19 protein-coding genes and 1 pseudogene are annotated in these 21673 nt (G+C 31.3%); 12 read left to right on the forward strand and 8 right to left on the reverse strand.

What is annotated here, in order from left to right; translation table 11 throughout:
* Nucleotides 1-228 precede the first annotated feature (228 nt).
* Nucleotides 229-1503, reverse strand: a complete 1275-nt coding sequence (locus AB1282_RS15785; RefSeq protein WP_056476500.1) for an MFS transporter — start codon at nucleotides 1501-1503, stop codon at nucleotides 229-231.
* 267 nt (nucleotides 1504-1770) lie between these two features.
* Here AB1282_RS15785 and AB1282_RS15790 point away from each other — a divergent pair, with 267 nt between their 5' ends.
* The 3 genes from AB1282_RS15790 (at nucleotide 1771) to AB1282_RS15800 (ending at nucleotide 4327) form a co-directional block, all read left to right on the forward strand.
* Entirely contained in the window at nucleotides 1771-2937 is a 1167-nt protein-coding gene (locus AB1282_RS15790; RefSeq protein ID WP_429899504.1) for a sulfite reductase subunit alpha, read from the forward strand.
* A 124-nt stretch (nucleotides 2938-3061) separates the two neighbouring features.
* Nucleotides 3062-3214, forward strand: a complete 153-nt coding sequence (locus AB1282_RS15795) for an amidohydrolase family protein (RefSeq protein ID WP_429899505.1) — start codon at nucleotides 3062-3064, stop codon at nucleotides 3212-3214.
* 420 nt (nucleotides 3215-3634) lie between these two features.
* Nucleotides 3635-4327: a DUF899 domain-containing protein gene (locus AB1282_RS15800; RefSeq protein ID WP_390312353.1), complete on the forward strand. Its 693-nt coding sequence runs from the start codon at nucleotides 3635-3637 to the stop codon at nucleotides 4325-4327.
* 436 nt (nucleotides 4328-4763) lie between these two features.
* Here AB1282_RS15800 and AB1282_RS15805 read toward each other — a convergent pair whose 3' ends face one another.
* From AB1282_RS15805 to AB1282_RS15815, 3 genes are all read right to left on the reverse strand, one after another.
* Nucleotides 4764-5126, reverse strand: a complete 363-nt coding sequence (locus AB1282_RS15805; protein ID WP_056476508.1) for a YciI family protein — start codon at nucleotides 5124-5126, stop codon at nucleotides 4764-4766.
* 102 nt (nucleotides 5127-5228) lie between these two features.
* The gene (locus AB1282_RS15810) at nucleotides 5229-5444 is read right to left on the reverse strand and encodes a hypothetical protein (protein ID WP_429899506.1); all 216 of its coding nucleotides are present in this window, start codon (nucleotides 5442-5444) and stop codon (nucleotides 5229-5231) included.
* Nucleotides 5445-5776: 332 nt separating this feature from the next.
* Nucleotides 5777-6205 (reverse strand): HIT family protein, encoded by a 429-nt coding sequence (locus AB1282_RS15815; RefSeq protein ID WP_429899507.1) that lies wholly within the window; start codon nucleotides 6203-6205, stop codon nucleotides 5777-5779.
* A 1026-nt stretch (nucleotides 6206-7231) separates the two neighbouring features.
* On the opposite strand from AB1282_RS15815, the gene AB1282_RS15820 reads away from it, so the two are divergent.
* From AB1282_RS15820 to AB1282_RS15840, 5 genes and pseudogenes are all read left to right on the forward strand, one after another.
* Complete coding sequence (locus tag AB1282_RS15820) at nucleotides 7232-7897, forward strand: DUF2642 domain-containing protein (RefSeq protein ID WP_429899508.1); 666 nt, start codon at nucleotides 7232-7234, stop codon at nucleotides 7895-7897.
* A gap of 401 nt (nucleotides 7898-8298) precedes the next feature.
* Entirely contained in the window at nucleotides 8299-9654 is a 1356-nt protein-coding gene (locus AB1282_RS15825) for an arsenic transporter (protein ID WP_056476513.1), read from the forward strand.
* 36 nt (nucleotides 9655-9690) lie between these two features.
* Nucleotides 9691-10353 carry a DUF2642 domain-containing protein gene (locus AB1282_RS15830; protein ID WP_429899509.1) on the forward strand — a complete coding sequence of 221 codons (663 nt, stop codon included), beginning with the start codon at nucleotides 9691-9693 and terminating at the stop codon, nucleotides 10351-10353.
* 225 nt (nucleotides 10354-10578) lie between these two features.
* Nucleotides 10579-10662, forward strand: a pseudogene (locus AB1282_RS15835) (SpoVR family protein); the annotation flags it as partial.
* A 152-nt stretch (nucleotides 10663-10814) separates the two neighbouring features.
* A complete protein-coding gene (locus AB1282_RS15840; RefSeq protein ID WP_056476551.1) occupies nucleotides 10815-11753 on the forward strand; it encodes a zinc ribbon domain-containing protein in 939 nt (312 codons plus the stop codon).
* A gap of 433 nt (nucleotides 11754-12186) precedes the next feature.
* Here AB1282_RS15840 and AB1282_RS15845 read toward each other — a convergent pair whose 3' ends face one another.
* From AB1282_RS15845 to AB1282_RS15860, 4 genes are all read right to left on the reverse strand, one after another.
* Nucleotides 12187-13035 (reverse strand): N-acetylmuramoyl-L-alanine amidase, encoded by an 849-nt coding sequence (locus tag AB1282_RS15845; RefSeq protein WP_056476554.1) that lies wholly within the window; start codon nucleotides 13033-13035, stop codon nucleotides 12187-12189.
* The gene (locus AB1282_RS15850; RefSeq protein ID WP_429899510.1) at nucleotides 13032-14057 is read right to left on the reverse strand and encodes a YARHG domain-containing protein; all 1026 of its coding nucleotides are present in this window, start codon (nucleotides 14055-14057) and stop codon (nucleotides 13032-13034) included. The genes AB1282_RS15845 and AB1282_RS15850 overlap by 4 nt, the downstream gene beginning before the upstream one ends.
* 438 nt (nucleotides 14058-14495) lie before the next feature.
* Entirely contained in the window at nucleotides 14496-15056 is a 561-nt protein-coding gene (locus AB1282_RS15855; protein WP_429899511.1) for a VanZ family protein, read from the reverse strand.
* A 1-nt stretch (nucleotide 15057) separates the two neighbouring features.
* Nucleotides 15058-15441, reverse strand: a complete 384-nt coding sequence (locus AB1282_RS15860; RefSeq protein ID WP_429899512.1) for a hypothetical protein — start codon at nucleotides 15439-15441, stop codon at nucleotides 15058-15060.
* Nucleotides 15442-15971: 530 nt separating this feature from the next.
* Between AB1282_RS15860 and AB1282_RS15865 the strand changes: the two genes are divergently transcribed.
* The 4 genes from AB1282_RS15865 to AB1282_RS15880 all read left to right on the forward strand — a co-directional run bounded on the left by AB1282_RS15865 (nucleotide 15972) and on the right by AB1282_RS15880 (nucleotide 21375).
* On the forward strand, nucleotides 15972-17228 hold the full coding sequence (locus AB1282_RS15865; RefSeq protein ID WP_429899513.1) for an alkaline phosphatase: 1257 nt from the start codon (nucleotides 15972-15974) through the stop codon (nucleotides 17226-17228).
* 240 nt (nucleotides 17229-17468) lie between these two features.
* On the forward strand, nucleotides 17469-18344 hold the full coding sequence (locus AB1282_RS15870) for an alkaline phosphatase family protein (RefSeq protein WP_286131780.1): 876 nt from the start codon (nucleotides 17469-17471) through the stop codon (nucleotides 18342-18344).
* Nucleotides 18345-18618: 274 nt separating this feature from the next.
* The gene (locus AB1282_RS15875; protein WP_056476573.1) at nucleotides 18619-19296 is read left to right on the forward strand and encodes a DUF975 family protein; all 678 of its coding nucleotides are present in this window, start codon (nucleotides 18619-18621) and stop codon (nucleotides 19294-19296) included.
* Between the two features lie 903 nt (nucleotides 19297-20199).
* A complete protein-coding gene (locus tag AB1282_RS15880; protein ID WP_429899514.1) occupies nucleotides 20200-21375 on the forward strand; it encodes a M48 family metallopeptidase in 1176 nt (391 codons plus the stop codon).
* Nucleotides 21376-21673: the final 298 nt, after the last annotated feature.

Consider the following 21673-nt stretch of genomic DNA (forward strand, 5'->3'; position numbering starts at 1 on the left):
AGTGTCATACAAACACTCTCTTTTTTAATCTTTATTTAACAGCATGTTCAACTAGCCCAGTGTTTTAGTTTAATAAGGAAGAAAGCTTCGCTAACGTGAATTTTTTTTCTTGAATTTTGAATCGTTTTATTGAATATGAAAATGAAAAAACTATTACTATTTTCCTTTGAAACTTCAAAGAGTTAAAAATAAAGAGGGTGCCCTTTTAAGACATCCTCCTATCTCTTTTTAGTAATTTGTAGTTTTAGCTACTTCTGTATTTTGGGGTTCAGAAACACGAGTTAAAAAGAAAATACCAATTACAAATAGAATAATTAGACTAAATACCCCCATATTAGAACGTCCTGTGATTTGAGCTGTCAGGCCGACTATTAATGGTCCCATAATCGATGCGAATTTACCGAAAATATTATAGAAGCCAAAAAACTCATTTGATTTTTCTTTAGGTACAAGTTTTGCGTAATATGAACGACTTAAAGCTTGAATTCCACCTTGAGACGTGGCAACAAGCATCGCTAAAATCCAAAAGTCTAAAGTAGAATTTAAAAAGTAAGCATATATACAAACAAACATATAAATAATGATTCCAACATAAAGCATCATTTTACCGGAAAACTTATCTGCAAGCTTTCCATAAATAATTGCAAATGGAGCAGCAACAACCTGTGTGACAAACAAAATAATTAATAGATTTGTTGAACTGATTCCAAGGTCAGTTCCATATGCTGTCGACATGGTAATAATCGTTCCAACGCCATCGATATAAAAGAAATAAGCTATTAAAAATATAAATAAGGCACGATATTGTCGGATATTTTTAAATGTTTTTCCTAGCCTCTTAAAGCTATTAAATACAGGATTTTGTTCAGGTTCAATAAAATAATTTTGACGAACGTTTCGTAACAAAGGAATTGCAAAAATGCCCCACCAGACTGCAGTAATGAGAAAGGCAATTTGACTTGCTAAAGTTGTTGAAATTGAAAGGATCTCTTTCTGAGCTAATACAATTATAGCAATACTAATGATAAATGGAATTGTACTACCTATATATCCTAAACCAAAGCCTCGAGCGGATATCTTATTCATACGAACTTCTGAAGTTACATCTACTAAAAAAGCGTCATAAAATACATTAGCGCCAGCAAAGCCAATAGCTGTAATCGTATAACATATCAATAGTAAAAGCCAGTTATCATTAGGAATAAAAGTAAGTACTGCAGTAAAAGAAACACCGAGAGTAAAAAAGAAAGTAAAGAGCTTCTTTTTAAATCCTTTATAGTCGGCGATTGTTCCAAGAATTGGACCTAACATAGCTAAGATGAATGTAGAAATAGCAATCGTATAACCTAAATAAGCAGTAGAATCAGAAGCACTTATTCCAGCTTTTGAAGCGGAAGCTTTATAAAAAAGAGGGAATACGGCAGTGCTAATAATAATAGAATAAGCTGAATTGGCCCAATCATAGAAAATCCAACTATTTTCTTGCTTCGTAAAACTCTTCATGAGTTTTTTCCTCCCAATGATTAGTAACTGCTATTTTTATAATAGGTTATAGATTAGATACTACTAATATTTTATTTCTCCTCTACAGTTTTCAGTATATTATCTAAAAATTCCCTATATAAGCAGAGGAAAAGAGGAGAATTCTTAAAATTTCGGGGGTTGGCTAAAGAAAAGCGCGAAAAAGGTAAAAAAGTCGTAGATGTTAATACATTATTTCCCACTTCTATGTTATCTTAGTTATATAACAATTCTTGGAGGTTACGAGTAATGAAATCTACTTTAAATGATACTACAAATGAGCAGCTCCCATATTCAAGGACCAATCCATTTCAAGCGAAGGTTCTTAAAAATATTAATTTAAATGGAACAGACTCAAATAAGGAAACAAGGCATATTGAATTATCATTGAAAGGTTCAGGATTTACTTATGTCCCAGGTGCTGCACTTGGCGTGGTTCCTTCAAATGATCCAGAGCTAGTTGCTGCTCTTATAAATGAAATGAAATGGGATGAAGAAGCAGTTGTTACTGTTGGTAAGCAGGGTGAAACACTATCTTTAAAAGAAGCGCTTACATCCTACTTTGAAATTACACTAATAACGAAGAAGATATTACAACAGGCAACTGCATTTACAGAAAACGAAGAGCTAAAAAACCTTGTGTTGGTTGAAAATGCAACTCAACTTAAGGAATATTGCTATGGGCGAGATTTACTTGATATGTTACGTGATTTTGGTCCATGGAGTGCTTCTGCTCAAGAGATCGTTTCATTATTAAGAAAAATGACTCCTCGTCTATATTCAATCGCAAGTAGTATTGCTGCAAATCCAGATGAAGTTCATCTAACAATCGGTGCTGTACGCTACACTGCGCATGGACGCGATCGAAAAGGTGTTTGTTCTGTTTTATGTTCAGAACGTATTAAAGAAGGAGATACTCTTCCAGTCTATGTTCAAGCAAATAAACACTTCTATCTGCCAGAGTCTCAAGACGTAGATATTATTATGGTTGGACCTGGTACGGGTATTGCACCATTCCGTTCGTTTATCCAGGAACGAGCAGTCAATAAAGTCGCTGGCCGTTCATGGTTATTTTTTGGAGATCAGCATGAAGCGTCAGATTTCCTTTATAAAAGCGAGTTAGAAAAATATCAACAAGATGGGGTATTAACAAAAATTGATACTGCATTCTCTCGTGATACAGATCAAAAAGTTTATGTACAGCATAAAATGCTTGAAAATAGCAAAGAAATGTTTGAATGGATCGAAAAAGGAGCTTATTTCTACGTTTGTGGCGATAAGGAATATATGGCTAAAGACGTCAACGAAGCGCTTATTACGATTCTTGAAAAAGAAGGTGCGATGGATCGCGAGGCAGCTGAAGCACATCTTAAAGATATGCAGAAGCAAGGGCGTTATCAACGTGATGTGTATTAATATAAAAAGAGATTAAGAATACAGGTATTTTGTAACAAAAAGTAACCCTTCGTTCCGGTTGGTACGAAGGGTTACTTTTTTTGTTGTCATTAAGGTCAATATTTTTCTCTAACGTCTACATTGAATGAGAGATTCAGTAATTAATGAAGGGATTTCATTAGAAATCGCATTACAAGTAATTACTTCAAATCCTGCACAAGTGCTAAAACTATCACAAAAAGATAACTTAAAACCTGGGTGCGACGCTGATATTGTTTTATTAAATCAAGAAACTTAGAATTTGAAACAGTATATGCACTTGGAAGATATTGCTTTCCAAAGTTGATGGGGTAATTTTATGTCTAATTCAATTGTCGCACTGAATTAGTTGAATAAGATTATATTTATTAACCAAAAATTTTTTTGATTAACGAAAATGATAATACCGAATATTTTGGAAGAGCTAAGAAACCAAAACTCAACGCCACTAATTTTCCAATAGAAGATAGACCCTTGTTTTGTTCAACTTTTAATTTATTAAGTTTTTCATTTTTCGTCATACATCCAATAATCATAAAGGTGAGGAATATGTACTTATACAATATGGTACACTAATATTCGACCTTACGGGTGAGAGATTTTAATTAAGTCTAAATGTGACTTTTAAATTCCACTCAAAAAAGAACATATGAGTAAAACTATATGACGAGGTGTTGTTATGGATCACAAAGTTCTGCCAAGAAAAGAATGGCTTGAATCGAGGAAAGAACTTTTACAAAAAGAAAAAGATTTCACCAAGTTAAGGGATGAACTTACACAGAAGAGAAGAGATTTGCCGTGGGAAGCCGTTAGCAAGTCTTATCTATTTGACGGTCCGAACGGTACGGTATCATTAGCAGATCTATTTAATGGAAAAAGTCAATTGATTGTATACCATTTCATGTTCAGTCCAAATTGGAATCAAGGCTGCAAACATTGTTCTTTTTGGGCCGACCACTACAGCGGAATGGTTCCTCACTTAAATCACCGAGATGTCAGCTTTGTTTGTATTTCCCGTGGACCATTAGAAAAGTTGGAGGCATTTAAAAAACGTATGGGTTGGACATTTCCCTGGTATTCATCAGGACACACGGATTTTAATTATGATTTTCAAGCATCTTTTATAGAAGACGAAGTAGAAAATAAATTAGCATATTATAACTATACTATGCAAAATCCAATGAGTTCCGACAGAGAAGGCGCGAGTGTTTTTTATAAAGATGATGAGGAAAATATATTTCATACATACTCCACTTACGCACGTGGCATTGACATGATGAATATCACATACCAGTTTCTCGATTTGGTCCCGAAAGGTAGGCAGGACGATCGTGGACTGCTTCATAGTGATCAATATGTACCAAAAGTATAAATTTTTTCATATTAAAAGGACTGCAAAAATGAACTGCAGTCCTTTCTGTTATGCAACTAACGTTTGCGTGTGTGGGGATAAATGCAGTTATGAATGTTAGAACCAAACTTAGAATAACGGTTAGATTTTTTTCAATTTATTCCACCTTTAAGATAATTATATCAACTTAACGACCTTTGTAATTTGGGGGAATTCAGTATTTTGTTAAATAAATTTCAATTCTTCCTTATTCAACTAATCTTCCATTATGTTGGATAAGAATTTTTTCAGCAATTGATTTATTTCTAACTATTTACGATAAAAAACCAGAAAAGCCTTCTAACAGGTTTTCTGGATTTTCACTTTTTTACTGAATATTAGTTTACCTGTACAGGATAAACCCGTTGATATGACTTTTTTTATTCAGTCATATTAATCTAATTTTTAGCCTATCGGTCTATTCAAATACTTGGCGAAGTTCAATCTGTCCTTCACCAAGACCATGTGGATCTGGTGCGCGCATCGCCCATTCAATTGCTTCCTCGCGAGATTTCACATCTATGAACCAGTATCCTGCAATCAACTCATTGACTTCAGCGAAAGGTCCCTCTGTAATGATCGGCGGTTCTCCAGGAACAGGGTATGTTATACGAATACCGTTGGAGCTTGGATGGAGTCCACCGACTGACACCAGAACTCCAGCTTTCTTCAGTTCTTCATTATATTTCTTCATCTCAGCAAACATCAGATCCATCTGCTCACTTGGCATTGTCCCTGCTTCAGAATCCTTTGAGGCCTTCACAACCATCATAAATTTCATTAGTAACTCCTCCTCTGGCCTAGCTCAATAAAAGAATCGACTTTTCAACCGACTAACTTATGCAACAAACGCATGCGTTTGTTGCATAAGTTTATATATTATCTAAATAAAAGCATTTCTTCTAAAGACATAAAAAACTGCTGAGCCTAATGCGGCACCGAATGAAACCACAGTTAAAAAAATGATGTCTGAAGAACTTGCATAGTTTGGCTCGTAGAAAATACGTGCATATATAATTCCACCGTATACCAAACTTAACAATATAAAATGATAAAGTTTAGCTGGTTTCACTCGAATACGGAACAATCCTTCTCCCAACGCACATCCTACTAATATGAATAAGGCTCCAAGTACGGATACACTTAAAAATCAGTTAATTCTGAGGCGGTGTAATGTCTACCATTTAAAATATAAAATAATACGATTGCTAAGTTAATAAGAATAAAGGAAAAAAACGATGCTAGAAATGAAAATAAAAAGTTTTTCATTTAATCCTTCTCTCTTGAAAATCATTATTTTTAGATTTAATTCGACATAAATTACTGAAATCCTTGTTCAACTAAACTGCCATTTATTTCAATAAAAAGACCGCCCTAGCATACGTTCGATATTCAACTAAAGCACTGTGTTAGTTACATAAGTTCTCTAATTCACGATAACTCTTCGATCATATCTTTTAACCTATTTTTCGTTTCTATAAATTTAGCCTTTTCTTTGATATTATCCTTTTGTTCCTCAAAGTAAAATGGTTCTCCTTCAAACCTCGGTATGACGTGCATATGATAATGCGTCAAGTCGTTGAATTTTCCACCGTTTTGACAAATAGTAATACCATCAGGATGAAATAATTTTTTTAGTGCCTTTGAAATGGTCATTGATGCTATCATAATAGCATTTGCTGTTTCAACATCTAACTCTTCGGTATCTAAATAATGTTTTTTCGGAAGAATTAAGGTATGTCCCTCATTAAAAGGATCGATGTCCAATATGCAACAAACATACTCATTTTCATATACAATATTCACAGTTTCAAGTTGGTTAGCTAGTCTGCAACCTAAACATTCTGAGTTTAAAATCATAAGTATCTCCTTTGGTAATTATTCAATAAATAGTTTACCAAAAATATCCACTTTCTTAATATTCCTTGTTCAACTAAACTGCCATTAACTTAAATAAATAAAGCCACATATTAGCAGCTCTTGATCTTCAACTATTATTTGCGTTAGTTGTATTAGACTAATCCGTTCTATTTTTTAAAGAATAGTCTCCTTACTACATAATAAGTAATCCCAGTGGCGAACAAAGGGATTAAAAATTTTAATGAAAATGCCTCTTTTTTATTTATCATCCAATCCAATATAATGAATACGGTAATAAATAACACAGTATCTATTAAAATTGTAAATGTCTTTTTTTCTTTCAAATTCATTTCACCTCAATTAATAAGATTCTATTCCCATCTTTTTCAATGTCATCGCCCCGTTTGTATTATTCATTTTCATAACTACTTAAATGGATAATTAAATTTTAGCATATTTTGGAATTTGTAATACTTTTTTGAAGTGCTTATCAAACTGAACTGCCATTCTGTTCAATAAAAATAGACCGACAAATCGTCGATCATGTTTCACGTTGTATAACTAAAGCATGTGTTAGTTACACAAGTATATGAGTCATAATTGTGATGCAATCGAACTTTTTTAGTAAAAACAGTCAAGGAATGTTAATGTTATTATTATTCGTGGGATTAGTTGATTGTCGCCCAATTTCTTCATTCATTGATTGATTACCACTTTTATTGGGAGGACCAGTTCCAAACTTCTTTTCCATAAAAAATGCAAATGCAATCACAGCAATAATAATCTACTTTAAAGCAGCCAAAAAAATAAAGTAAGATCGAGTGAGCGATTCCATTCCAAAGTAAAAATTAAATGTTTTTTCACATATTCAATCAACTAATCACATTTTTTTGATGCATATCTTAAATATTAAAAGAATAAAAGTAAAACTGTAGAAATAAATAAATGTACGATTTAGGCAGAACATTATTTACTTTTTATAAGAAGAGAACGTTTTTATTTTAAATTATAAAGGGGGGAGAAAAGGTGAGTTATATAGATTCATTGCTAGATCGACAAGTATTTGTACTTCTATCTGGAGATATAGGTTTTGAAGGTATTTTAACAGATGCAGGACAAGACATACTTGTATTATATAATGGTCAAAAATATTATTATATCCCTTGGATTCATGTTCATCGAGTACATTTATGTCAGCATATTAAAGATCAGATAGATACTCCTAACGAGCCTTCAATTGCAAATGAAATTGAATCAATTTCTTACAGGAAAGTTTTAACAAATGCGAGAGGGATCTTCTCGGAAATATATGTTACGGGGAATTTGACGTTTCATGGCTATATTACAAGCGTTTTAAGTGACTATATCGTTTTTTATTCACCAGTATTTAAAATGATGTATATTTCATTATCTCATCTAAAGTGGCTCTCACCTTATCATCAAAATGTAACACCTTATTCAATTGATAATGCAAACTTTCCGATTAATCCATCGAATATCTCCCCTGTGCGCTCATTTGAATCTCAATTAAAAAAAGAAGAAGGAAAACTAGTTATTTTTGATGGTGGGAATGATCCTATGAAAATTGGTTTGCTGAATACGATTGAAAATAGTGTAATTGAACTATCGGTCGCAAGTGGGGAAGTAGTTTATTTAAGACTTAACCATATTAAGTCAGTGCATTTGCCTTAAATAAATTTTAGTTTTTGGTTTATTATTAAACCGACAGATAAACAATTGTGGTGTGCTTTTGTTAATTGAGAAGCTCTTATTCTAGAGCTTCTCTTTTTTTATTTGTTTCTCTTATTATAATTAATCCGAATAAAAGATAATTTCTAGACTATATGATTAGAAAAATATAAATCGGATGAGATCATCCACAAAATGTGATTTTCATTGTACTCTTTCTAAAGGCACCATTGGACAATTGTTACTATAGTTATTTATCTTTAAGGGACATTTGCATTATTTAGGTAAAACAACCATCTTCCATAAAATAATGAAATCATCTAAAACATCATTACTATATTTGAATAATAATATATTAAATGGACAAGTTTCATTGGAAAATATTTTATAAGAAGGTGAGTTTTATGAATTTCGAAATTCTAATGAGTGCTTCTGTATTTCTATTAACGATGGCAGTCATATTTTGGAGACCAAAAGGAATAAATGAAGCGTGGCCTGCTGCATTTGGGGCAGTAATTATTTTAGTGACTGGGATCGTAACAAAAAGTAATTTAATCGATATTGTACACAAAATTGGTGAAGCTTCTATTACAATTATCGCAACGATTGTAATGGCGATTATTTTAGAAAGTTTTGGATTTTTCCATTGGTCTGCTGCTAGACTTGCAAGCTTAGCAAAAGGGTCAGGACGCAGATTATACTGGTATATCCAGCTTTTATGCTTTTTAATGACATTACTCTTTAATAATGATGGCAGCATCTTAATTACAACTCCGATTTTAATTCTCCTATTAAAAAACCTACGTTTAAAACCACATCAACAAATTCCATATCTTCTTAGCGGAGCATTAATTGCCACGGCTTCAAGTGCACCAATCGGTGTAAGTAATATCGTAAATCTAATCGCATTAAAAATTGTTCATATGACTCTTTATATGCACACAGCTATGATGTTTGTCCCTGCAAGTACAGGATTGCTATTTATGTCATGGCTAATGTACATGGTATTAAGAAATAAATTACCAAAACAATTGCCGGTGTCTACCGATGATATTGAAGAGTCATTTTTTATGAAAAATTTTCATCCTTTAAAAGGGAAAATGTCAGTAGAAACAAAACAAAAAAGAACAAAATTTATGTTAAAGGTATTGGGATTTGTTTTTCTAATGCGCTGCTTATTATTCGTCGCTTCTTTTTTAGGAATACCGATTCAATATGTAGCAGTTTTAGGTTCTCTCGTCTTGTTAACTTGGAGATGGTATCACTTACGGACAAGCCCTGTTGATATCTTAAAAAAGACACCTTGGCATATTTTAGTCTTTGCTTTTTCGATGTATGTGATTATTTATGGTCTCCATAATGCTGGTTTAACTGCAGCTTTAGTAAAATTCTGTGAACCAATCGTAAACCAAGGCTTATTTCAAGCAAGCTTTATTATGGGAGGATTAGTTTCAATCCTATCTAATCTCTTTAATAATCATCCAGCTTTAATGGTTGGAACCATTACACTGACAGAAATGGGACTTGATCCGATTACATTAAAGACAATTTATCTAGCTAATATAATCGGTAGTGACATTGGATCGTTATTACTTCCAGTAGGTACTTTAGCATCCTTAATTTGGATGCACATCTTAAAACAAAATAAAATTAAAGTTAAATGGAAGGATTATCTAAATGTATCATTAATTGTCATTCCATTAACAACAATCGTTACACTGTTTCTACTATACTATTGGGTACAATTAGTTTTCGCCTAATTAACAATTTCAATCTATTAGAAAGAGGAGATGCAAGTGAGTGATGTACAATCATTAGTTGGAGAAAAAATTTATGTACAATTATCAGGTGGTAATTATTTTGAAGGAATACTAACAGATTATGGAAGAGATGTCCTTGTATTGTACAATGGGGAAAAATACTATTATATTCCATGGATTCACGTTCACAGGGTAAGTCTTAGTAACAACTTTAAAGACAAAATAGATAAACCTACTGGACCTTCAATAGCAGAAGATATTGGAACGATCTCTTATCGTAAAATATTATCAAATGCAAAAGGAATATTTGCAGAGATTTATGTCACAGGTAATATCACATTTCATGGAAATATTATAAACGTTCTAAGTGACTATATCGTGTTTTATTCACCAGTATTTAAAATGCTGTATGTCCCTTTATCACATTTAAAATGGCTAACACCATACAATTATAATGCCAATCCTTATAACTCAAAAATCAATCTATTACCTGAAAATGCAAATATGTCATTTTCACGCTTATTTGATACACAATTAAAAAAAGAAGAAGGAAAATTTGTCGTATTTGATGGGGCGATTGACCCAATGAAAATTGGAATACTCAAGAGTGTAGAGGAAGGTGTTATTGAATTAATTGTAGCAAGTGGAGAGGTCACTTTATTGAGGCTTAATCATATTAAGTCGTATCACTTACCTTAGTTGACATGTACTGAGAAAGATTTTTTGAGCTCGGGTTCACCCTTAAGAGCGTGAGCATTACATTTCAGTATTTTTATTAAATCGACCCTTGACGTTGTATGCGTTGAGGGTTTTTCTATTATCGGTCATGATTCTAATTAAGTTAAAAAAATTAAAGTAAAAATTGCACGGTATGCTATTCTTGATACAAGAAGAAATGATCTATTTGTAGCAAAAAAACTTTAAACGAAAATTATGAATGAAGGCTGGGCAGGTTATTGGCATATAAAAATTATGCGAGAATTAAATGTTGATTCAAATGAAGCTATTTAAAACACAAAGCTAAATCGAAGTAGTTGTTATCTGAAATCTTTATCAACGGTTTATTTGTAATTTCAAAAATTATTTTCAGAATTTTTCCTCACTACCAAAATATAAATTAAAAGTATATTAAATTTGTCTAAGGTAAAGGAGGAATAGTTATGTTTTGTAAAAGATGTGGCAACTCATTAGTAGAAAATGACCGTTTTTGTGGGAATTGCGGAACAAAAGTTATTTTTTTGAAAAATGAAGAGGTAATTTCAACAAATCAAGATCAGATTAATGAGGATATTTCATTAGGTGAATCGGTTTCAAAAGTAGTTACACCTAAGACAGAACGATCGAAACAAAATTCCTCAGCAATTGTACATAACGGGCTCTTATCACAAACAGTAACTGAACCAGGTGCAAATAGCCAAGTTATGAATCATGTGAATTCAGAGCAACTTAATCAATTTAAATCAACAATGTTAAACTTTTGGAGTTTCTTTAAATTAGCTATTAAAAATCCCTATGGTGTTGCACAAGGTGTTACAGAAAAACATTTTTTAAAAGGGATTATTATTTTAATTTTATATTCGCTATTAATTCCAGCAACTTTCTATAATGTATTAAAGATTGGGATTAAATCAACAGAGAGTGTTATAGGAGATTATACTAACTTCAGTAACCAATTAAGTTTTAGTACCTTGGTTATTAGCCCATTTGTTATGATATTAATTGTTCATTTAGTAACAGTCATTACATCTTACATTTTTTTAAAAGGTAAAAAAACAAATCTTCAATTAAAAGAAGTTATTGCGAGATATGGAACTATCTATTCTATTAGTTTAGCTTTAGTTTGCTTTGCATTTATTTTAAGTTATGTCTCGATAACACTTTGTCTAATATTTATCTTAGTATCGGTATTTATGAGTATTAGTGTAGTACCATTGGTGATCAGTTCGTTCCAAAATACTAAAACAAAAGGAATCGATAGTTTATATATCATTTCAATAGTTTATATAGTAATGGCAATCACTCAAATGATTTTATTACGAACAATGATCATAAATACGATTCATAGAATTAGTGACTTGCTATTAGGAAAACTATTTTAATTAATATGGAATAAAGATTAATAGTAGGTAAAAAAAGCCACTTAATAGATAGGACAAAAAATTAGAAACTATATTTAAGATTTACTATATGATCCCATTCATGTAGAAAGTGAAAAGACATCACCATTTAATTTGTGGATGTTACTCTTTTACTTGGAGGGGACCTTTTTCTGAATATAAATGGACAAGCATTCCGAACTATGTTCAGATAGGAATAAAAGGTATTTCGTGCTTTAAAAAATGGGGCACAAAGTTGTAACCTTCTTTCTTAAATTCTAATTTCACTCTGTAAAAATCTAACTTTATCTATATCAGAAATAGACCCATCAATAAAAAAATAAACGTGCAAGGCATCCAACGATCCCAATACACGTTTAGAAATACAAAATAAGAAGTGCGGGATCTTAGCAGTAAATATGTTATTTACCTATATCTACTTTGACCCATCGTCAATAACTTCTGAACTATATCGATCGATCCCATCTGCTATCTTCATCAACAAACTTGTTAAATAATGTGGATCCGATAGTTTTCGATCTTCTTCGGGATTTGTCATAAATCCAAGTTCAATTAATGTAACAGGAACCTTTGACCAATTAAATCCTGAGAGATCGTCACGATAGGAAATCCCTTTTACTTTTGTATATTGGTCTTTTTTTACTTCCTCAACAATATTCTGTGAAATTAATAAACTATCTTTATAAAGTGAAGAAATATAAGGATTTTCTTTAGACGGAGTTAAGACAGAAAATCCTTTTGTAGAATGATCATTCGAACCGTCAGCGTGGATTCTTATAAATAAATCAGCATTGATTTTGTTGGCTATTTCTGCTCTTTCTTTATTGCTTAAATTTACATTATTTGTTGTACGAGTGAAGATGACATTGTAACCTCTCTTTTTAAGGATTTCACCTAATTTAAGTGATGCCTCTAAGCTTAAAACATACTCGGGCTTCTTTGTCACTACTCCTGTTGTACCGCCAGCCACTTTAATCTTCATTTCACTAGAGCCCGGACCTAATGGTTCAAGCGCTGTATTTGCTTTACTTTGGTGACCTGGATCAATACAAATTACAAGTGGCTTTTTGGAGTTCTTCTTTTCATTTGTTTGAATGACTTTATTTGATTTTTCTTTAAAGTTTTCTATTTTAGGCTGCTGACTTAGTGATGTTTTGTGCGGTTTATTATCAGAATGATCTTTTGGATAAAATAAAAAACTTAAAATACAGATTATAAAGATCATAAAAAAAATAATGATCTTTTTATTAACTACCAACTTCAATTAAGGAACTCCTCCCTAGCTTTGATTAGTTTTACATTATAAGTTTCAATCGCACTTAAAGTACCATTATAATTCACATTTGGACTATACCATGATTGAGCTAAAAAATAGTTGCGCATTTCATCCGTTTTAAAAATGTATCCATGACGTGCATAAATTTCGTTTCTAGCTTTGCGCAACTCATCTTTCGTCAAATAATCTAGATCATCTTGAGTTAGTTTTCTTATATTACTCATTGGCAAGATAAACTTATTTGCAGTAGACACGTCACCATACACCATTGTATGGATTACGATAGCTAAATCATTTTTCGAATTTCCTTCCAATACAGGTATTGAAACACCGCAAGAGCCTGAATAATACATTAAATCATCGTTAGATAACGTTTGTGGATACTGTGCAACACATTGATCACCTACATAAATATACCATGATGTATTTTTAGACATTGCTACTTCATCTGCAATATTTGCTACTTTAATCGCCCAATCTCTTATTGGAGAAATATTTCCACTATCATATAAATTAAATATTGATTGAAGATTTTGTGGAGAAATATTATTAGCTGTTAAATGTATTACACCATCAATTTGTGTTATGTCCCAACTACCAACAGAAAGACTTCTACTACCAGCGTAAATTTTTAATTGTTCTAATTGAGCTTTATAAGAAGGGATCGTTTGAGTATTAGGTGGATTATTTGCAGAATCTCCCACTGCCTCTTGCTCATTATCATTATGTTGTACATGATTCGATACATGTTGAGAGTGTTTATTTTTATTTGTAAGTTTTGGATAAATTAAATAAATTGCGACAGCCAATATAATTAATACGGCAATTGAAATCAATATACCTTTTAATCTACTATACTTATTTTTATAATTACTTTCATGTGAATTCCGATTTTCCGAACGAGTTTCGACCTGATTAGTCACTTCTGGAATACTAGTTTTTTCACCACAATTTGTACAAAATATTGCCCCTTGCTCTAAGTTTCCACCGCATTTAGTACAGTAAGCCAAATTGTCTCACTCCCTTTTTAATAGCTAAAATTATTCTAATGTTGACTTTAAGAAAAAATGCATTTTATTTTTTATGGGAAAGAATGCGATAAGGTGGCTGAGTTGCAATGTAGGAAAGTCTGTTGGAAAGAAATGGCATGTAGAATTGATAAATATAAAAAAGACGATTAATCCACAAGAAAATCATTGGATTAAAAAACGACTAAGAGGATTCTCTTTAGTCGCTTTGTAAAAAAAAATGAATTTTACACAATAATAAATATATGATTGATCTCTATTTCAAAGCACAAAAATTTAATTTACTTCCTATAATGCATACAAAAAAATCTTAAAAAACGGTGAATTCCCCCAATTATAAAATTCAACTAATTAAATATAATCATTAGAGTGATTTTTCTATCTATAAAAAATAAGTGGGGCAGGGCTGAGAAGTGGATTTTAAACTAAGGTTTTTTCTTTTAAATACCAACACGAATATACTCTCGAAATAAACCAACCTAATAATATACCACTAACGTTTAAGATTACATCATCAATATCCATCACTTTATTAGGATATCCAGTTATATAATTGATTCCAAGCTGAATTATTTCAATTGAGAAAGACAGAAAAAGACCAAATAAAAAAAAATTATGAAACCGCAGAATTTTTCTTTTTAGTACTACATAGAGAACTGGTATTGGAAGCAACAAAAGAATATTACCAATTACTTGTATCCATAGATCATGTTCAATCGACTTAAGAATTGTATTAAAAGGTGAAAATTGATAATAGAGCTTACTAGTTATTTCAGGATTTTTTTTATAGAAATACGTAATTGGAAAGAAAACAACTTTTACTAAAGATAAGTAGTAAAAAAACCATAATGTAAAATGAACGAATTTTTGTTTTGTAATTGATTTACTAATCCATTTTATCTTAATGAAATATACTATTAATCCTAGCAAAAATACAAATAAAAATTCAATAGGATCTAATGATATTGAATAGCCGAACATGTTAGTATTTCCAAGATATAGATGTTTTTCCTTCCATTTGAAGGCCTGTGTAGTTACGGTAATAAATATAATATTTACCCTTTGTCTTATTTGTAAATGTTTTGTTTCCACCAGTTACTGATGGTACATTTGTTACATCTATTATCGGATCTAAGCCAAAAGCATCCATTTTAAATTGTAGTTCTATATTAGCTTGTTTTGTTTTCTTAGTATCTACCCAAATACCCTTGGTAGGATTACTACCAACATCAAGTCTTTTACTTTCGACGCCACCTGTCATGCTATATGTAGTAGAGTATTTACCACTTGCTGCAAAAGCTGTTCCACATATTAGTAACATTGAAGATACTATACAAATAGCTAAACCTTTTTTAATTCTAATCATTGTATTTCCTCCTTAAATTTAGTAATGGGAAAGTCTCTTAACTATTAAATCGGAGGATACTAAAAGTAAATAAAGTAATCTATGTGAAAAAAAATTGAACTTTAATTTAATATAATGGTGGGGTAGTTAATTTCGCCAAAAAAGGAAATATTTACGATTGTGACGAAATAATATAAAACACTACCTGAAAGGCTGGTCTAAAATGCTTAATATCGTTTTTCCTGGTTTAGTCTTAATTATTTTAATTGCAGTATTTGTACTATTTAATAGAATCATTAAGAAATCTAAAAGATCATAGTTTGAGAGCGAAAAGAATCTACAATTTGATTCTTTTTTTATTTGGATTCGATAAATAAACTAGAAATTAAAACATTAAACAAGGATTAAATTTAAAAATTGAAAGAACTACATTGACAAAAGTTACAAAATATTCATACAAATTTATACCATATTTACAGTATCTATACAGTTCCTAAATACGCTTCCTTTATATTGAAATTAAGAAAATATTCAGGTAGGGAGTGTTATTAATGGGGAAAAAGAAAACGATAATCAGTGCTGCTTTAACAATTGCAACTGCAACAACATTGGGATTTAATCATTTCGTCGATGCAAAAGAATCCGATAATAGTCACAAACAAGGAAAGGCTAAAAATGTGATTGTTTTTGTTGGAGATGGAATGGGGGCTGCACACCGTGAAGCGATCCGACTGGCTACTGTTGGACAAACTGGTAAACTAGCAATGGATGATATGCCTTATGCTGGATTGGTACATACTAGCTCAACTACTGCTATAACAGATTCAGCAGCTGCGGCTACTGCTATGGCGTCAGGGGTAAAAACGTATAATGGGGCAATTGGTGTTGATGCAAACAAGAAGTCAGTAAAAACAGTCTTGGAAATGGCGAAAGAAGCTGGGAAATCAACTGGTTTAGTCACAACAAGCCAGATTACGGATGCAACTCCAGCAGCATTTGGTGCCCATGTAACAGATCGTTCAAAACAAAGTGACATTGCTAAGCAGTATCTTGAAAACAGCAAAGTCGATGTTCTACTAGGTGGAGGAGAGGACTTTTGGTATCCTGCAGGAAATGCTGGAAGCTACGAAGACCACCCAGTAAAGGACCCTTCTGAACAAAGTAAAGGAACACAAGGAAATCTTGTAGATGAAGCGAAAAAGCTTGGCTACAATTACGTAACGAATGCTAATGAGCTACAAAAAGCGAAAAATGGTAAGTTGTTAGGTCTTTTTGCAAACGAAGAAATGTTTGAACAAAGAGAAGAGGGAAAAGGTGATCTTTATGATCCAGTAGTATCTCTTCCTGACATGACTAAAAAAGCAATCGATACTTTATCAGATAATAAAAAAGGTTTCTTCTTAATGGTAGAAGAAGAGGGAACAGACGAAATGTCTCATGAGAACAATGCTGAAAAAATGATTAAGGCTGGTCAAGAACTAGATAAATCAGTATCTGTAGCTAAGGAATATGCTAAGAACCACCCTGACACTCTTGTTCTAGTAGTAGCAGACCATGAATGTGGTGGCTTATCAATTGAAGATGTTGACATCAAAGATGAGTCAGGCGATGGAATTTCTAAAGAAGACGGACCATTTAATGTGGCAAACAGTAGCAATCAATTCATGATTGACTGGACAACAAGTGGACACGGTGGCGTATCTGTTCCATTAACAGCAATTGGTGCTGGAGCAGAGCTATTATCAGGAACATATGAAAACACTTATATCTATGAGGCTATTAAACAAGCAATGGGTTTAAAAGAATAATTTTGTTGAAAAACATTCCATTTATCTAATGGGATGTTTTTTTCTTATGGGCCCGACAAACTTAACAACAAAAAGAAGATCATCATTATTAATGAATTGAAAGAAATAAATCAAAGAAGGGTAATTACATATACAAAGAGAATTAATGTTTTAAGGAAAAATACAGAATAAATAACTAGATTATGTTAAAACTTTAATTTCATTGAAATAAGAAAATAATTAAATAAAGGTAGTGTTATATTGAGAAAATGGGTTATAGTACTTTTTTTAATCTGTTTTGTTTTAATTGCTTGTATACAGATTAATAAAAAAAATCTAAATACGTTTAAATTATTTAATTTCAATTCGCAAACAGAATCAGGAATTCCAAAAATTGATCACATTGTAATAGTAATTGAGGAGAATCATGCGAAACAGCAAATTATGGGGAATCATTCTGCACCTTATATTAATTCACTAATGAACCTAGGTGCCAACTTAACTAACTATCATGCAATTGAACATCCTAGCCAGCCGAATTATTTGGACCTGTTCTCTGGATCAAATCAAGGTGTCACAGACGATGCTTTACCAAAAACAAAATTCTCAACAGATAATTTAGCAAGTGAGCTTATTGAAAAAAAATTAACATTTGCCGGTTATTCTGAAGATTTGCCTTCAATTGGTTTTAATGGAGAATACAACAAAAATTATGCACGTAGGCACAATCCTTGGGCTAATTTTACAAATGTCCCTAAAAAAGCAAATCAGCCATTAGAAAATTTCCCAACAAATTTTAGTAAACTTCCAACTGTTTCGTTTATAATCCCTAATCTCCAAAATGACATGCACGATGGAACAATTAAACAAGGAGATCAGTGGTTAAAAAAACAAATTGGTGCTTATGTCAAATGGGCAAAAACGAATAATAGTTTGCTAATTGTAACGTGGGATGAAGATGACCTTTCACATAATAACAAAATTCCCACCGTTTTTGTTGGACCCATGGTAAAAAAAGGACAATTTAACGAAAATTTAAACCATTTTGATCTTTTACATACAATAGAGGATATTTACGGATTAAAACATGCAGGGACAAATAAATCTGTTAGATCGATTGAAAATATATGGAAATAATTGGTCGATTAAGAAGTAGACAACAAAGTTGAGTCTAGCGATGTGATCTCATAGAAGACAGTTTATTTAATATGTAAAACAGTGGTAATCAATTTAGGATTGACTCGACAACAATTGGTGATTTTAAGAAACATTCCATTTTTAATTATGGAATGTTTTTTTGTGCTAAAAATTAATAGAAATATTCATTGTAAAAATATTGACATAATTTTTAAAAAGGGATTTGTAGAAAAATGTAGAATTTTATATTCATAAACATAAAGGAGGTGTTTTCATGTACATAGATGAAATACGCTCAAGAGCAAGGGATACACTGAGAGGGAATTGGAAAAAGTTTATTGGGTATACGATCATAGTACATCTTTTAACTACATTAGTTGAAAATCGACTTACTGTATACTTCCCGAATCCCATTAAAAATGAATTGACGAAATATATATCCTTTGTAATTAGCTGGGATGACTACATAACGTTTATTTATAGTTTATTTATTACGGCAATTATTACGATCGGGAGTACACGACTCTTTACATTTGCGACAAAGGAAGATGAGCAACCTTATTCCTTACAAACAATCTTTTATTATTTTACAAACTTGAATTTATATTTAAATGCATTTTTACTAAATTTCTTAACTTATTTATATACTACACTTTGGACATTGCTTTTGATTGTTCCTGGCATTATAAAATCATATTCATATAGAATGGCGCCATACATATTTATTGAAGAACCACATTTGTCTCCAAATGATGCGATAACAAAGAGTAGAAGAATGATGGATGGATATAAGTGGAAATTGTTTTGTTTAGACCTTTCTTTTCTTGGTTGGATCTTATTATGCATTTTAACAGTTGGCATTGGTTTTTTATGGTTGTTTCCTTATATGAATGCAAGTGAGGCACATTTTTATCATGAATTAAAAAATAATGAAAATGATTCTAAAATTTGAGTATAAGGTTAATGGATTTAAAAATTAAAAACGGCTGTCCTAATCAAAACGATAAAGGAGAGACGTTTTTTTTTTACTTATTAACAACAATGAAGTTTAAATTTCAATGAAATAAGCAATTTCCCCCAAATTACAAAGTTCATTTGATACTGTATAATAATTTGAAAATTAGATAAATAGAGAAGTGATGAGTAAAGTGAGGGCGATAAATGAGAAATTTAAATAAACAAAAAGAAAAATGGAACACAATAAGATCCAAGGGCAAGAAAAGATATGTATTAAACATAGTATTTTTTTATACTGGTTCTTGGTTACTATTTACCACATTTAATTTGTTTGTACTTAATAGAGTAGTTCTAACCTATATTCCTTATGTTATTTTTGAATATTTAATAGCAATAATATTCTCCACTTTAATGGGATTATGGATTGGGAATAAAACTTGGAATGTGAATGAGAAAAAATTTAAACAGTAAAAATGGCCATAAAAGGAAAGTGTAAATTTAATAGCGAATATCTATCATAAAGAGGTGCTGGCAAAATGTCGTTATTAAAGAGATATGGGAAATGGCTTTTCAAATTTGACAATAGAAGGCATGATCTAGCTGAATTCATTTTAGAGATAATTTTTTTACCTTCGCTTTTTATTGGAACCAAATTTCTTCTTAAGAATTATTCTTTTATTATTACTTTATTAGTTGTGTTTTTGGCTATAAATCTCTATTCCCTCTTGGATGGCTTATTGAGAAAAACTTTAAATGAATTTAATTTCAACATACCAAAATTGAACAGTATTATTCCGACTACTTCTATCATTGCTTATATAATTTTTATAGATATATATAATTGATTTCTAAAAATATATAGTGGTTGGGATCTAATAACTAAGAAGGAAGTGATCTATTGTCAGAAGAAAGTATGGAATGTGAACCAATTGTATCAAAAAAGAAAATCTTTGCTTCTCTTCTATTTATTCCAGGTTTTTATCTTATGGTTTTATTTACAACCGCATTAATCGTATTTGTTGGTAGCGGGTTAATCTTTATTATTCATTATTTTGTAGGTGAATTTTTAGGTGAATTAGGATTTGCATATTTTGGATTAATATTAATCGATGCTCTACCTTTTTTTGGTATGATATTTGGGGTAGTGAGTTGTTTTATTGCAATTATTTCTATGTTTTTTAAAAATAAACAATTTGAGCCGGCTATATTAATTAATCCTCATGATCATCCAAAACTTCGCGATTTGATTTCTGAACTTTCTGAAAAAATGAATACACAAATGCCAGACTCGATCATTTTGCATGTGAAATCAAACTTTTTTGTATCTGAAGGCAAAATTATTGTGTTTAATGGAATTGCAAAAGGTAGAATACTAGCAATTAGTTATCCTTTACTTCACATATTATCAGTAAATGAACTGCGTGCGATTATTGCCCATGAACTGTCGCATTTTACGGGTAGAGATTTAGTTTTCAATCGGTTCGTTTCTCCTGTCTATAAAGGTGCAAATAAGTATTTAGACTATATTACATCCTTGTTTAATCACAATGGTCGTCGTCGTCCAATATTTATATCAATTCCAATGATTTTACCAAATTTGCTTATGAAATATTATCTTAAAATTTTTCACAAATTTAATATGAAAATTTCTAGAGAAATGGAGTACAGAGCCGATTTTATTGCATCAAAAATGTGTGGAAATGAAAATTTTAAAGAGGCATTGTCTAAGTTAATAAGCCATGGTAATGTTTTTAATCGTTTAATTGATGAACAAATGACCGAAAAAATTGTTCATGGATTTCAATTTGAAAATTACTTTAGCTATTACCGTGAAAATGTTGAAAGTTACAAGAAGCAAATTGAGGAGTCATTAGGTAAAGCTTTAAGCAATTCTGAAGCTGAATACGCTACACATCCTACTTTGAAAAATAGAATAATCAATTTACCGAATGTTGATACAAAATATGATGACAATGAAAAAGCATTGGAGTTAATAAATTCGTTTGATTATTTAGAAGTAAGTATGACAAAACACTATAATTATTATTTGAATAACAATTCTATGCATTTCTGATGATTTATAGTCGAATTTGAAAAAAATTAGGTATACAATAAAAGTGATAACATATTAGTAATTGATGTTAGGAGTTTACTTGTGATTGATTAAAGACTTTCAAAAGTTATTGACCATGAAATAAATGAAGCACTTAATGACATGACAGATACATCTATCTTACTTAATTTTCAAAAAGGGATTGTCGGTTTATACCCAAGTTTAATACCAATTCATGCATTTGCATTGAAAAGGAGCTAAAAAATAGCTCCTTTTTTCTTTATAGTAAAATGATAATGAAGGATTAAACTTCTTTTAA

Source organism: Gottfriedia sp. S16(2024) (genome assembly GCF_050473765.1).
Classification (GTDB): Bacteria; Bacillota; Bacilli; order Bacillales; family Bacillaceae_G; genus Gottfriedia.